This window comes from Ectopseudomonas guguanensis (assembly GCF_900104265.1).
Lineage (GTDB): Bacteria > Pseudomonadota > Gammaproteobacteria > Pseudomonadales > Pseudomonadaceae > Aquipseudomonas > Aquipseudomonas guguanensis.
Window position 1 is genome coordinate 102,016 of sequence record NZ_FNJJ01000011.1, and the last position, 15,601, is coordinate 117,616.

The window sequence follows — 15,601 nt, forward strand, 5'->3', positions numbered from 1 at the left end:
TTAATGGTTGACCGCAGCGTCGAGCGCGCTGGCGAAGATTTCCGCTACCTGATCCACCTGCGCCGCCGCGATGATCAGCGGCGGCAGCAGACGCAGAACGCTGGAGTGACGCCCACCCACCTCCAGGATCAGGCCACGGCGCAGGCACTGCTGCTGCACGGCAGAGGCCAGTGCGCGGTTGTGCGGTGCGTGGCCCATGGCGTCCGTCCTGCCCTGTGGATCGACCATCTCCACCCCGAGCATCAGCCCCCTGCCGCGCACTTCACCGATCTGCGGGTAACGTGCCTGCAAGGCCTGCAGGTGAGCGCAGAGGCGTTCGCCCATGGCGGCGGCGTGCTGATCCAGACGCTCTTCGCGGATCAGCCGCAAGGTGGCCGCGCCTGCCGCCATGGCCATCTGGTTGCCACGGAAGGTGCCGGCATGCGCCCCCGGCTGCCAGTGGTCGAGATCCTTGTGGTAGACCACCACCGCCAGTGGCAGGCTGCCGCCGATGGCCTTGGACAGCACCAGCACGTCCGGCGTGATGCCGGCATGCTCGAAGGCGAACAGCTTGCCGGTGCGCCCTATGCCGCACTGCACCTCATCAAGAATCAGCGGTACACCAGCCTCGCGGGTGATGCGCCGAATGCCGCGCAACCAGTCGGCGGACGGAGCGATCACCCCGCCCTCGCCCTGTACCGTTTCGAGAATCATGCCGGCCGCCGGCAGCACGCCGCTTTCCGGGTCGCCTAGCTGGTTCTCGATGTAATGCAGACCGACCCGTTCGCCCTCGGCACCGCCCAGGCCGAACGGGCAGCGGTAGCCATAGGGGTACGGCAGCATCTGCACGCCACTGATCATGCCGTCCAGATACTGCTTGGGCCCCAGGCTGCCCATCAGACTCAGGGCACCCTGGGTCATGCCGTGATAGGCGCCGTGGAAGGCCAGCATCTGGTTGCGCCCGGTGGCCGTGCGCACCAGCTTCAATGCCGCCTCCACCGCATCGGTGCCGGCCGGCCCGCAGAACTGGATGCGCGCGTCGCGGGCGAACTCACCCGGCAGGCAGGCGAACAGTTCGTTGATGAACTCGTCCTTGGCTTCGGTCATCAGGTCCAGGGTGTGCAGCGGTCGCTTGCCATCGAGCAGACCGCGAATGGCCTGCAGAACGACGGGATGGTTATGCCCCAGGGCCAGGGTGCCGGCACCGGCCAGGCAATCGATGAACCAGCGCCCTTCGCTGTCCTGCACATGGATGCCCTCGGCGCGGCGCAGCTCCAGCGGGATGCGCCTCGGATAACTGCGCGCATTGGACTCCACCTCGCTCTGGTGCTGCAGCCTGGCCGTGCTGGCGAAGCGGTAGTCGGCGCCACGCAACGTCGCTTCCGGGCCGAGATCGAGCGCCACAGGCATGGGCAGCGGATCGTAATGCGGTTCAATTTGCATAATCGTGACTCTCCAGGCCCAGCGGCCGTGACGATTGATCGAGCGCGGCCAGTTGCCGGCGCAGGTGTTCGATGAAGGACGGATCGCGGACGATGCCCAGGTGGTCGGCCTGGACCCAGCTCGACAGCTGCAGCTCGCGGCCCAGGGCGCTCTGTAGCAGCGCCTCACCATTGCGGTTGTTCTCCGGCGAATGCGCGGCCCACCAGGCCTGCACCGGGCTGCGCAGCGGCTGGATATGCCGATGCTGCGCGGCCAGCGCGTGCATGTGCCGCTCCAAGGCAAGCAACTGTTGCCAGTCGTCGCCTGTGGCCGAGGCCTCTGCCACGTCAGCGCGTGGGGCGCGGGCCAGGCCGGCACCGGGGACGTAACCGTCGACCAGCCCGACGAAGGCCAGCGTCTTGCCCAGACGTTCCAGCAGACGGGCCATGGCCAGCACCAAGGCGCCGCCCATCGACCAGCCGAGCAGGTGATACGGTCCCTGCGGCTGGGTTTCCAGCATCACCCTGACGTAATCGCGGGCCATCTGTTCCAGGCTCTGATCACGCCAGGCCGGCTGCAGCAATTGCCGGTTCTGCAGGCCGAACACCTGCCAGTGCGGCGCCAGGGCGCGGGCCAAGGGGTAGTAGCCGACCAGCGTGCCGCTCACCGGATGAACGCAGAACAGCGTGGGCCGTCCGGCATCCGCCTGGTTCAGGCGCAGCAAGGGGCTGGGCGCGGCAGTCGTCGTAACTTGCTGGCTTGGAACAGACGCCTCCGGCGTGCCGTCGATCAGGGCTTGCAGTGCATCACCCACCGCCGCCAGCAACGCCTCGATACGCTGCACGCGATGGCGCTGCGCACTGAATCGACAGCTGAGGCTCAGACGACCGGCGAATACCTGGCCGTTGATCTCCAGCTCGCGGGTCAGCGCCGTGGCCGGGTCGACCAGAGTGCCCGGCGACCCACTGGCGGGCATGAAGTGACCATCGCCAAGCTGCGCATCGAACTGCCCCAGGTAGTTGAAGGCGATATCCGGCTCACCCAACTCGGCCAGGCGGCGCCGCTGTTCGGCGTTACCCAGGTAGCGCAGCAGGCCATAACCCAGGCCCTTGTTCGGTACGCTGCGCAGGCGCTGACGCACGTTGGCCAGGGTCTGCGGCAAGGTCTCCTGCGCCTGCAGGCGCAGCGGGTAGAGGCTGGTGAACCAGCCCAACGTCCGGCCGATATCCTGCTCAGCCTGTTCGTCGAGCCATTCACGCCCATGGCCTTCCAGGGCGATCAGGCTGTCGTCCAGCCCACTCCAGCGACGCAAGCCTTCGGCCAACGCGGCGAGCAGCACTTCGTCCATGCGCGCATCCTGCTGTTTCAGGGTCTCGCGCAGCAGACGCCGGGTCTGCACTTCGCTCAGCTGCCAGGTGCAGGTCTGCACCTGGGCATGGCTGGCTTCGCCGGCCGGGTCATCCACGGGCACACGCTGGCTGGCGCGCTGCGCCTGCCAGTAGCCCATCTCCTTGGCCAGTGGCGCGCCTTGTGCGTGGCGCCACAGGTGCTCGGCCCAGGTCTGGTAGCTGCCCGGCCTGTCACCGAGATCGACCGGTTGGCCGGCCACAGCCTGCTGGTAGGCGCGGGCCAGATCATCCAGCAGCACGCGCCAGGAGACGCCATCGATGATCAGGTGATGAGCGGCGAGCAGCAGGCGTTGGCTGCCATCCGCCATGTCCGCGAGCAGCACTCGCAGCAGCGGGCCGTGCTGCAGATCCAGGCTGCGCTGTGCTGCCTCGCATTGCGCCTGCAGGGCTACGTCCGAGTCGATGCGGCGCTGCCGGAACAGCCGCTCGGCCTGCTCCTCGTCCCGGTAGAAGGCCTGCCAGTTGCCCGTTCCATCCTGACGGAAGGCCAGACGCAGCGCATCGTGATGCTCGATCAGCCCCTGCAGCGCGCTCAGCAAATGGGCGGCGTGCAGCGGTCGGCGCACATCCAGCAGCAAGGCCTGGTTGCAGTGCGCACGGTTGGCCATGGGCAAGGAGAAGAAATGCGCCTGAATAGGCGTCAGCGGCAGCTTGCCACTGGCGCACGGCACCGCCACGGCTTGGGTGCCGAGCGGCGTCATCGCCGCAGCGAGATCGGCCAGACGCGGATGCTGGAACACCGCCTTGGGCGTCAGCTCCCAGCCGACCTTGCGCAGCCGCGTGACCAGGCTCAGGGACTGGATCGAATCGCCACCCAGGGCGAAGAACTGGGCATCGCGGCTGATCTGGCCAATACCGAGCAATTCGCGCCACAACTCGGCCAACAATCGCTCCTGCTCGGTGCGCGGCGCCTGGTACTCGCCCGCCTCCACCTGCGGCTCCGGCAGGCTGTGCCTATCCAGCTTGCCGTTGGGCAGCAGCGGCAGGCGCTCCAGCGCCAGGATATGACTCGGCACCATATGCCCCGGCAGGCGCTGCTTGAGCTGCGCTTTCAGTTCGCTTTCGCTCAAGCCCTGGCCGCTGACGTAGCCCACCAGGCGCTTGCCTGCGGCACTGTCCTTGACCACCACCAGCGCTTCACCCACACCGGCGCAGGCTTTCAGCGCCGCCTCGACTTCGCCGATCTCGATGCGAAAACCGCGCAGCTTGATCTGCTGATCCAGCCGGCCCAGGTATTCCAGCTGGCCGTCAGCACCGAGGCGCACGCGGTCGCCGGTGCGGTACAGGCGCTCGCCGGGGCGATACGGGTTGGGCACGAAGCGCTCGGCGGTGGCAGCCGGTCGATCCAGGTAACCCCGCGCCAGCAGGCCACCCAGGTACAACTCGCCGGCCACGCCGACCGGCAACAGGTTGAGGTCGGCATCCAGCACATAACCCTGGCGCGCGCCGACGCGATCACCAATCGGTGCATAGGCCGTGGTGAAGTCGGCCGTGGCCGCCGGCACTCGCCACAGGGTCGGGGTGACCACGGTTTCGGTCGGCCCGTAGCCGTTGATGATCCATTGCGGTTGCAGGCTGCGAATCACCTGCTGCAACAGCTCGCGGCTGAAGGCTTCGCCGGCGAAGCAGTAGGTCTTCACCCCAGGCGCTCGACCGCATTGCTCGGCCCACTCGGCCAACTGACGCAGGTAGCTGGGCGGCAAGGCCACCACGCTGATGCCTTCTGCGATCAGGCAATCGTAGGTCTGCTGCACGCTCCACAGTTGCTGGTCACGGATCACCACCCGCGCGCCATGGCTCAGTGGCGTGAGCCAGCGCTCGTGGGCGCCGTCGAAACTGACCGAGAGAAAATGCAGCTCGCGATCCTCGGCGGTCAGTTCGTAACGCTCGCCAATGGCCTGGCAATGCAGGGCAATCGCGCCATGGGCCACGGCCACGCCCTTGGGCTTGCCGGTGGAGCCGGAGGTGTAGATCAGGTAGGCCAGTTGCTCGGGGTGAAGCTCGACCTCAGGAGCGGCAATAGGCTCATTGCTCAGCGGCAGATGATCGAGGTCGAGCACCTCGATACCGGCCACTTCGGGCAGGCGCGGCAGGGCCGCCTGGTGGCTCAGTAGCAGCTTCACCCCGGCGTCTTCGAGCATGTAGCGCAAGCGTTCGCCGGGATAGTCCGGGTCCAGCGGCACGTAGGCACCGCCGGCCTTGAGCACTGCCAGCAGTGCGACAAACAGGTCGATACCGCGCTCCAGCGCCACGCCGACGCGCACCTCGGCGCCAACGCCACAGGCGATCAACTGATGGGCCAGACGATTGGCGCGGGCTTCCAGCTCGGCGAAGCTCAGGCGCTGCTGGCCGTGTACCAGAGCAATGGCCGTTGGGCGCAGACGCGCCTGCTCGGCGAGACGCTCCGGCAAGAGCTGGATGCTGTGCGGAACGGGTGTTGGGTCGTTCCAGGCCTCGACTTCGGCCATCTCCGATTCACTCAACAATGGCAGATCGGCCAGCGACGCCTGTGGCATACGGCACGCCCCATCGAGCAGACGCAGGAACTGCCCCGCCAAACGCTCAACCGTCGCGGCCTCGAACAGATCGGTGGCGTAATCCAGGTAGGCCTCGATGCGGCCATCGGCCTGTTCGAGGGTGCCCAGCACCAGGTCGAAGTGGGCGCTCTGCCCCTGGCAGTCGAGGTTTTCGCACTGCAGGCCGGGCAACGTCTGCAGTGCGCTCTGGTCCTGCCGTTGATGGTTGTACGCCACCTGGAACAGCGGGTTGTGGCTCAGGCTGCGCTCCGGCTGCAGGGCGTCGACCAGTTGCTCGAAAGGCACGTCCTGATGGGCCTGGGCACCGACCACCCGCGCCTTGACCTGACGCAGCAGGTCGACGAACGAATGCTGCGCATCCACTTCACCGCGAATCACCAGGGTGTTGACGAACAGGCCGATCAGCCCCTCGCTCTCGCCCTGGGTACGCCCGGCCACCGGCACGCCAATACGCAGGTCGTGCTGGCCGGTCAGGCGATACAGCAGGCTCTGGTAGACCGCCAGGATCAGCATGAACGGCGTCACTTCGTGCAGTTGCGCCTGCTCACGCAGTCGCTCGGCCAGGCTGGCCGGCACGCTGAAGGCATGCCGCGCCCCCTGCCCCAGACGCACGGCCGGACGCGGCCGGTCTGCCGGCAGCTCCAGCAGCGGCTGTTCGCTGCCGAGCTGCTCGCGCCACCACTGCACCTGTTCGGCCAGGCGACTGCCAGCGAGATGATCACGCTGCCACAGGGCGTAGTCGGCGTACTGGATCGGCAGTGCCGCCAGCTCAACCGGCTGTCCTTCGGCATGGCCGCGATAGAGCGCGGCGAACTCGTCGAGCAGCACCTGGATCGACCAACCGTCGGCGATGATGTGATGCAGGCAGAGCACCAGCACATGCTGCTGCGAGCCCAGTTCGATCAGCGCCACACGCCAGGGCGGGCTCTGTTCCAGATCGAAGGGGCGCCGATTGACGCCATCGATCTGCTGCCGCAGTTGCGCCTCGTCCTGCGCCTGCAGGCGCTCGATGCCAACCGCAGTCGGCTGCTGCACACATTGCAGGGGCTCACCCGCCTCGCCGCTGGTGAAGGTGGTGCGCAGGCTTTCATGACGCTGGGCCAGGGTATCGAAGCTGCGTTGCAGCGCCTGGATATCCAATGCCCCCGTCAGGCGCACGGCACAGTGCAGGTGGTAGGCCAGGCTGTCGGGCTCCAGCTGGGCGAGGAACCACAGGCGCTGCTGAGCGAAGGACTGCGGGCTGCGGGCTGCACGCTGGCGAGCCTGCAGACCGAAGCCAGGCGCGGCGTCGGCGGCCGCCAGCTGCAAGGCCTGGGCACTGAGAGAGCTGGCTTCGAAGGCGGCGCGTAGCGGCAGCTCACGCTGCAGTTGGCGACGAATCTGCGACACCAGTTGCGTGGCCAGCAGCGAATGACCGCCGAGGGCGAAGAAGTCATCCTCACGCCCTACCCGTTCTACACCCAGCAGCTCCTGCCAGATGCTTGCGAGCTGGCTTTCCAGCCCGGGGCGCGGCGCCTGGTAATCGCGCTGAACGCGCTGCGGTTCCGGCAGCGCCTTGCGCTCCAGCTTGCCATTGGGCGACAGCGGCAGACGTTCGAGCGGGACGAAGTAGCTCGGCACCATGAACTCGGGCAGGCGCTGTTTCAGACGCGCCCGCAGCTCGACCTCGTCGTAATCGCCACCGACCACATAGGCCACCAGTTGCTGGTCGCGCACCAGCACCACCGCTTCGCGTAGCGCCGGATGTTCCAGCAGTGCGGCCTCGATCTCGCCCAGCTCGATGCGCAGGCCGCGCAACTTCACCTGATGGTCGATACGGCCCAGGTACTCCAGCACGCCCTCTTCGGTCCAACGCGCCAGGTCGCCACTGCGATACAGGCGCTGGCCATCGCCAAAGGGGCTGGCGATGAAGCGTTCGGCGGTCAGCCCCGGACGACGGTGGTAACCGCGCGCCAGGCCGATGCCACCGATATACAGCTCCCCCGCCACGCCAATCGGTTGCGGATTGAGGCGCTCGTCGAGGATATGGATCTGCAGGTTGGCGATTGGCCGACCAATCGGCACGCTGCGCCGCTCCTGGCCCGTGCAGCGCCAGTGGGTCACGTCGATGGCCGCTTCGGTCGGGCCATACAGGTTGTACAGCTCGGCCTGCGGCAGCAGTTGCCGCGTGCTGCTGGCCAGTTCCGCCGGCAGCGCTTCACCGCTGCAGACGATACGTCGTAGGCTCTCGCAGCCGTGCAGCTCGCCATGACCGACAAAGGCCGCCAGCATCGAGGGCACGAAGTGCAAGGTGCTGATGCTCTCGCGCGCGATCAGCTCGACCAGCTTGGCTGGGTCGCGGTGATCGCCCGGCTGCGCCATGACCAGGCGCGCGCCCGTGATCAGCGGCCAGAAGAATTCCCAGACCGACACGTCGAAACTGAACGGGGTTTTCTGCAGCACCCGATCATTAGCTGTGAGCTGGTAAGCCTCCTGCATCCAGGCCAGGCGGTTGTACAACGCCGCATGGCTGTTGCCGGCGCCCTTGGGCTTGCCGGTGGAGCCGGAGGTGTAGATCAGGTAGGCCAGTTGCTCGGGGTGAATCGCTACCTCGGGCGCGGTCTGCGGCTCGCCGCTGACGTCCAGATGATCGAGGTTAAGCACCTGTACACCGCTCACCTGCGGCAGGCTGTCGATCACCGCGTCGTGGCTCAGCAGCAGGCTGACGCCGGCATCGTCGAGCATGTAGCGCAGACGCTCGGCCGGATATTCCGGGTCCATCGGCACGTAGGCGCCGCCGGCCTTGAGGATGGCGTACAGCGCCACCACCATTTCCACCGAACGCAGCGCCGCTACACCCACCAAGGTGTCGCGAGTCACGCCGAGCTTTTGCAGATGGTGGGCCAGCTGGTTGGCGCGCAGGTCCAGCTCGGCGTAGCTCAAACGCTGCTCGCCGAACACCAGGGCGATGGCCTGCGGCTGCGCCTGCACGTGACGTTCGAACTGACGGTGCACCGGCTCGACCGCGCCGTAATCGACACGGGTGGCATTGAAGCTCGTCAGGGCCAGACGATCCTGATCATCGTCCAGGCGATGCTCGCCAATGGCCAGTTGCGGCTGTTCCAGCAACTGCTCCAACAGGCGGATAAAGCGCTGGTGCAGGCGCTCCACCGTGGCTGCCTCGAACAGATCCAGGGCGTAGTTCCAGTTGCCACTGAACCGGCCGTGCCGATCTTCCTGGGTGTTGAGCGCCAAGTCGAACTGGCTGCCGCCATCGGCCAGGGTCAGCACCTCGGCGTGCAGATCCTGCAACTGCCCCAACGCCTCGTGGCGCACCTGCTGATGGTCATAGGCCACCTGGAACAGCGGGTTGTGGCTGAGGCTGCGCTCGGGCTGCAACGCCTCGACCAGTTGCTCGAAAGGCAGTTCCTGATGCGCCTGAGCCTCCAGGCTGGTGCGCCTGATCTGCTCGACCAGCGCCGTGAAGCTCTGCTGCGGAGCAACCTCGCTGCGCAGCACCTGGGTGTTGACGAACAGGCCGATCAGCCCTTCGACCTCGGCGCGCGTACGCCCGGCAATGGGCACGCCGACGCGCAAATCGCGCTGCCCGCTCAGGCGATGCAGCAGCACCTTGTAGGCGCCCAGCAACACCATGAAGGGCGTCGCGTTCTGCGCCTGGGCCAAGTCGCGCAGGCGCTCGCCCAGGGCTGCGCCGAGACGGAAATGCACCCGCCCACCGCGAAAACTCTGCCGCGCCGGTCGTGGATGGTCGCAAGGTAGCTCCAGCAGCGGCTGCTCGTCGCCCAGCTGCTCGCGCCAGTAGGCCAGTTGCCGCGCGCCTTCACCGCCCGCCAGCCACTCACGCTGCCAGGCCGCGTAATCGGCGTACTGTACGGTCAGCGCCGGCAGTGCAGCCGCCGCGCCAGTGCAGGCGGCGTTGTACAGCGCGGCGAATTCGGCCAGCAGAATCTGCACGGACCAGCCATCGGACAGCAGGTGATGCAAACACAACAGCAGGCGCCGCTCGCCCGGCTCCAGGGTCACCAGGGCGACACGCCAGGGCGGCGACTGCTGCAGATCGAAAGGCTTTTCCATAAATGCCCGCGCCAGGGCCTGGAAGGCATGCTCGCCCCTGGCCTGGAGCATCTCCAGATTCACCGACGCCTGCGGCTGTATGCATTGCAGCGGCTGGCCTTCGGCGTCCTGAGTGAAGGTGGTACGCAGAATCCAGTGACGCTCGGCCAGGGCTTCGAAGGCCTGCTGCAGCGCCTGTCGGTCCACCTCGCCACGCAGACGCAGCACGCCCGGCAGGTGGTAGGCACTGCTGCTCGGCTCCAGTTGCTGGAGGAACCATAGGCGCTGCTGAGCGAAAGACTGTGGCGCCTGCGCCCGCTCGCCTCTGGCCTGCAGAGGCAGGTCGACGGCACGATTGGCCTGCTCCAGCTGCCTGGCCAGATCGCTGAGCAGCGGCGCCTCGAACACGGCGCGTAGCGGCAAATCCAGCCCGTGCGCATGGCGCAGGCGGGAGATCAGTTGCGTCGCCAGCAGCGAGTGGCCGCCCAATTCGAAGAAGTGATCGTCACGGCCGATACGCGGCTGCTCCAGCAGCTCGCTCCACAGCTCGGCCAGCAGTCGTTCCTGCTCGGTGCGCGGCGCCTGGTACTCGCCCGCCTCCACCTGCGGCTCCGGCAGACTCTGCCGGTCCAGCTTGCCGTTGGGCAGTAGCGGCAGGCGCTCCAGCGCCAGGATATGGCTCGGCACCATATGCGCCGGCAGGCGCTGTTTGAGCTGCATTTTCAGCTCACTCTCGCTCAGCCCCTGGCCGCTGACGTAGCCCACCAGGCGCTTGCCGGCAGCACTGTCCTTGACCACCACCAGCGTTTCACCCACACCGGCACAGGCTTTCAGCGCCGCCTCGACTTCACCGATCTCGATGCGGAAACCGCGCAGCTTGATCTGCTGATCCAGCCGACCGAGGTATTCCAGCTGGCCATCGGTGCCCAGGCGCACGCGGTCGCCGGTACGATACAGACGCTCACCGGGGCGATACGGATTGGGCACGAAGCGTTCGGCGGTAGCAGCCGGTCGATCCAGGTAACCCCGCGCCAGCAGGCCACCCAGGTACAGCTCGCCGGCCACGCCGACCGGCAACAGGTTGAGGTCGGCATCGAGCACATAGCCCTGGCGCGAGCCGACGCGATCACCAATCGGTGCATAGGCCGTGGTGAAGTCGGCCGTGGCCGCCGGCACTCGCCAAATGGTCGGGGTGACCACGGTTTCGGTCGGGCCGTAGCCGTTGATGATCCATTGCGGCTGCAGGCTGCGGATCACCTGCTGCAATAGCTCGCGGCTGAAGGCTTCTCCGGCGAAGCAGTAGGTTTTCACCCCAGGCGCTTTGCCGCATTGCTCGGCCCATTCGGCCAGCTGGCGCAGGTAGCTCGGTGGCAAGGCCACCACGCTGATGCCTTCCGCGATCAGGCAATCGTAGGTCTGCTGCACGCTCCACAGTTGCTGGTCGCGGATCACCACCCGCGCGCCATGGCTCAGTGGCGTCAGCCAGCGCTCGTGGGCGCCGTCGAAGCTGACCGAGAGGAAATGGAGTTCGCGATCCTCAGCGGTCAGTTCGTAACGCTCGCCAATGGCCTGGCAATGCAGGGCAATCGCACCATGGGTCACCGCTACGCCCTTGGGCTTGCCGGTGGAGCCGGAGGTGTAAATCAGGTAGGCCAGTTGCTCGGGGTGAATATCCACCTCAGGCGCTTCTGACGATTCGCCGCTCAGTTCCAACTGATTGAGGTCGAGCACCTCGATACCGGCCACGTCGGGCAGGCGCGGCAGGGCCGCCTGGTGGCTCAGCAGCAGCTTCACCCCGGCGTCTTCGAGCATGTAGCGCAAGCGTTCGCCGGGATAGTCCGGGTCCAGCGGCACGTAGGCACCGCCGGCCTTGAGCACTGCCAGCAGGGCAACGAACAGCTCGATGCCACGTTCCAGCGCTACACCGACGCGCACCTCGGCGCCGACGCCACGGGCGGTCAGCTGATGGGCCAGGCGATTGGCGCGGGCTTCCAGCTCGGCGAAGCTCAGGCACTGCTGGCCATGCACCAGGGCAATGGCCGTTGGGCGCAGACGCGCCTGTTCGGCGATGCACTGTGGCAAGAGCTGGATGGTATCGGGAGCTGGAGAAGCATCATTCCAGTCCTCGACCTCGGCCACCTCGCTTTCATCCAGCAAGGGCAGTTCACCGATGCAGCGCTGCGCATCGGCGCACAGGGCTTGCAGCAGTCGTTCGAACTGGCGACTCATGCCGGCGATCTGCCGGTCGTTGAAATGCGCGCGCTGATAATGCCAGTGCACCTGCAGTTCGTTGCCGGCCATTACCGCCAGGCTCAGCGGGTAATGGGTCTGCTCGTGCGCCTGCAGATTGGTGAAGCGCAGGCCATCGCCCTGCCCCTGCAGCACCTGATCTACCGGGTAGTTCTCGAACACCAGCAGGGTATCGAACAGCTCGCGCCCGGCGTGGCCGGCCAATTGTTGCAGGCGGAACAGCGGCACCTGCTCGTGCTCGCGCAGCGCCAGGTTGTGCACCTGCAGCGCGTCGAGCCAGTCGCCGACAGGCTCATGCGGCTGCGGCGCCTGCACCACCGGCAGGGTATTGATGAACAGGCCAAGCATGTGTTCGATGCCCGCCACACTCGCCGGCCGCCCCGCTACGGTGGCACCAAAGGCCACCTGACGGCGCCCGCAATAACGCTGCAGAAGCAGCGTCCAGGTCGCCTGGATCAGGGTATTGAGGGTGATGCGTCGAGCCCTGGCAAAGGCTTCCAGTTCAGCACGCGGCAGGTTCAGGATATGCACGCCGCTGCCGCTTGCAGACAACTCGCTGCGCAGACTGCCAGTCAGTAACGTCGGCTCATCGAAGCCCTGCAGCTGCTCACGCCAGAACGCCTCGCTGCCGGCGAGATCCTGGCGTTGCAGCCAGGCCAGGTAATCCGGGTAATGCCCGACCTCGTGCGCGCCGCCCTCGCCGCGCGTGTCCTGCAGTACCTGCGCCAGCAGCGCGGCACTGCTCCAGCCGTCGAGCAGGATATGGTGCAGGGTCCAGATCAGTTGATGACGTCCCTCGCCCAGGCGTACCAGCACCAGGCGCATCAGCGGTGGCCGCGTCAGGTCGAATGGCGTCTCGCGCTCCTCACGCAGCAGTGCCTGAAGATCGAGGTCGCTCCCCTCCAGTTCGCGAATCGTCAGCTGCGTCTCGCGCTGCACCAGTTGCACCGCCTGCTGATCCGCGCCCAGACGCAGGAAGGCTGCGCGCAGCAGCGGATGGCGCTGCAGAGCAGTCGCCCAGGCCGCCTTGAAACGCGCCACCGGCAAGCCCTCGACCTCCAGGCTGAGCTGGTTGACGTAGGCGCCATCGGCCGCCTGCAGTTCGCTGTGGAACAACAGGCCCTGCTGCATCGGCGTCAGCGGATAGATATCCTCGATCTGCCGGGCCGGCAGCGGCAGGCTGTCGAGGTCGGCCTGGCTGAGCGGCACGAAGGGGAAATCGCTGGGGGTGACGGCCGCCTGCGTGCGGCAGTGCTGCACCAGCTCGACGAGCGCGCAGCGGTACGCCTCGAGCAGTTCGACGATGCGCTCGCGGTCGAAGCGCTCATGGCTGAAGGTGCAGGTGAACTGCAGGCAGTCGCCCGTGACGCGACCGTCCAGAGCAAGGGCACAGGCCAGCGGTGCGCTGGCGTCGCGTTGCGCGCCGGACGCTTCCTCGGCCAGAGCGAACAACTGCCCGCTGGTCTGCAGGCGGCCCAGGTAGTTGAACAGCAACGCGTCATCCAGCGCCGGCAGGTCCTCGCCCTGCAGGTATTTCAGCAGGCCGTAACCGATGCCGCCGCGCGGTACCTGACGCAGGTTTTCCTTGGTGCTTTTGAGGGTCGCATCCCAGTCATCACCGGCCTGCAGCAACAGCGGGTAGAGGCTGGTGAACCAGCCCAGGGTCTGGCTCAGATCCAGCTCCTCAAACAGCGCATCGCGGCCATGGCCTTCGAGGGCAATCAGGGTCTGCGCCTGCCCGTTCCAGTCACGCAGGGCATGGGCCAGTGCGCTGAGCAGCAGGTCGTTGATCTGCGTGCGGTACGCCGCCGGTGCCTGTGTCAGCAGCGCCTCGGTGGTGCTGGGGTCGAGCTGCACCTCCAGACGTTCGGCGCAGGCCGTCAGATTGCGGCCTTGCGGGTGGTCGCAGGGCAACCCGCGATCAGTCGGCAGTGCCTGCCAGTAAGCGCGTTCGGCGGCCACTTCGGGGCTGGATGCATAGGCCGCCAGGCGCTCGCTCCAGCTCTGCCAGGCACTGCTCTTGCGCCCCAGATCGGCAGCAGCGCCCACGCCCAGCTGCGCGTAGGCGCGCTGCAAGTCATCGAGCAGGATGCGCCAGGAAACGCCATCGATCACCAGATGGTGGACCACCAGCAACAGGCGTTCGCCGCCTTCGTGCAACTGCACGAGCACGGCGCGTAGCAGCGGGCCATGGCTCAGATCGAGGCTGGCCTGCACCTCGTCGCACAGCGCGCTCAGCTCGGCCAGGCTGCAGCGCTCGACGCGCAGTTCGAGCGTTTCGGCCTCGGCCGCATAGCGCTGGCGCCAGCTGTCGCCCTGCTGCTCGAAACGCAGGCGCAGGGCGTCGTGCTGCTCCAGCACGGCCTGCAGGGCAGCGTGGAGCCGCTGTGTCTGCAGCGGCTCGCGTGCACTGAGCAGCACCGACTGGTTCCAGTGCTGACGATTGTTCATCGGCTGGGTGAAGAACCAGTGCTGGATCGGTGTCAACGGGATGTCGCGCTGACTGTCGATGACGCAGCCCGACGTCTCGGCGCTGCGGGTTGCGACCTGGGCCAGCTCGGCAATGCTCTGACGCTCGAACAGTTGCCGTGGCGTCAGCTCGATGCCCTGACGGCGGGCACGGGCAATGATCTGCAGGCTGAGAATGGAATCGCCACCCAGCTCGAAGAAGTTGTCGTCGCGCCCTACCCGCTCTACACCCAACAGCTCCTGCCAGATGCTTGCGAGCTGGCTTTCCAGCCCGGGGCGCGGCGCCTGGTAATCGCGCTGGATGCGCTGCGGTTCCGGCAGCGCCTTACGCTCCAGTTTGCCATTGGGCGACAGCGGCAGACGTTCGAGCGGGACGAAGTAGCTCGGCACCATGAACTCGGGCAGTCGCTGTTTCAGCCGCGCCCGCAGCTCGACCTCGTCGTAATCGCCGCCGACCACATAGGCCACCAGCTGTTGATCACGCACCAGCACCACCGCCTCACGCAGCGCCGGATGCTCCAGCAGCGCGGCCTCGATCTCGCCCAGCTCGATACGCAGGCCGCGCAGCTTCACCTGATGGTCGATGCGGCCGAGGTACTCCAGCACGCCCTCTTCGGTCCAGCGCGCCAGGTCGCCACTGCGATACAGGCGCTGGCCATCGCCGAAGGGGCTGGCGACGAAGCGTTCGGCGGTCAGTCCCGGACGACGGTGGTAACCCCGCGCCAGGCCGACGCCACCGATATACAGCTCGCCGGCCACGCCGATGGGCTGCGAATTGAGGCGTTCGTCGAGGATATGAATCTGCAAATTGGCGATCGGCCGACCAATTGGCACGCTGCGCCGCTCCTGGCCGCTGCAGCGCCAGTGGGTCACGTCGATGGCCGCTTCGGTCGGGCCATACAGGTTGTACAGTTCGGCCTGCGGCAAGAGTTGCCGCGTGCTGCTGGCCAGTTCCGCCGGCAGCGCTTCACCGCTGCAGACGATGCGCCGCAGGCTCTCGCAGCCGTGCAGCTCGCCATGACCGACAAAGGCCGCCAGCATCGAGGGCACGAAGTGCAAGGTGCTGATGCTCTCGCGCCCGATCAGCTCGACCAGCTTGGCGGGATCGCGATGATCGCCCGGCTGCGCCATCACCAGGCGCGCGCCCGTGATCAGCGGCCAGAAGAATTCCCACACCGACACGTCGAAACTGAACGGGGTCTTCTGCAGCACCCGATCATCCGCCGTGAGCTGGTAAGCCTCCTGCATCCAGGCCAGGCGGTTGTACAGCGCCGCATGGCTGTTGCCGGCCCCTTTGGGCTTGCCGGTGGAGCCGGAGGTGTAGATCAGGTAGGCCAGTTGCTCGGGGTGAATGTCCACCTCGGGCGCGGTCTGCGGCTCTTGAGAAAGATCCAGATGATCGAGATTGAGCACCTGTACGCCGCTGACCTGCGGCAGGCCGTCGATCACCGCGTCATGGCTCAGCAACAAACTCACACCAGA

2 protein-coding genes (1 of these 2 cut by a window edge) are annotated in these 15,601 nt (G+C 66.8%); both read right to left on the reverse strand.

What is annotated here, in order from left to right; genetic code table 11:
* Positions 1 to 1,422 (reverse strand): aspartate aminotransferase family protein, encoded by a 1,422-nt coding sequence (locus BLS61_RS16625; protein ID WP_090432698.1) that lies wholly within the window; start codon positions 1,420 to 1,422, stop codon positions 1 to 3.
* On the reverse strand, positions 1,412 to 15,601 hold the 3' portion of the coding sequence (locus tag BLS61_RS16630; RefSeq protein WP_090432701.1) for a non-ribosomal peptide synthetase. The gene runs 1,794 nt beyond the window's last position; the window shows 14,190 of its 15,984 coding nt (coding positions 1,795-15,984); its start codon lies off the right edge, out of view — the gene reads right to left on this strand; its stop codon occupies positions 1,412 to 1,414. The genes BLS61_RS16625 and BLS61_RS16630 overlap by 11 nt, the downstream gene beginning before the upstream one ends.

Bases quoted from the DNA above. Each gene is read 5' to 3' on its own strand.
- BLS61_RS16625 (WP_090432698.1), bottom strand. From the start codon at position 1,422: ATGCAAATTGAACCGCATTACGATCCGCTGCCCATGCCTGTGGCGCTC.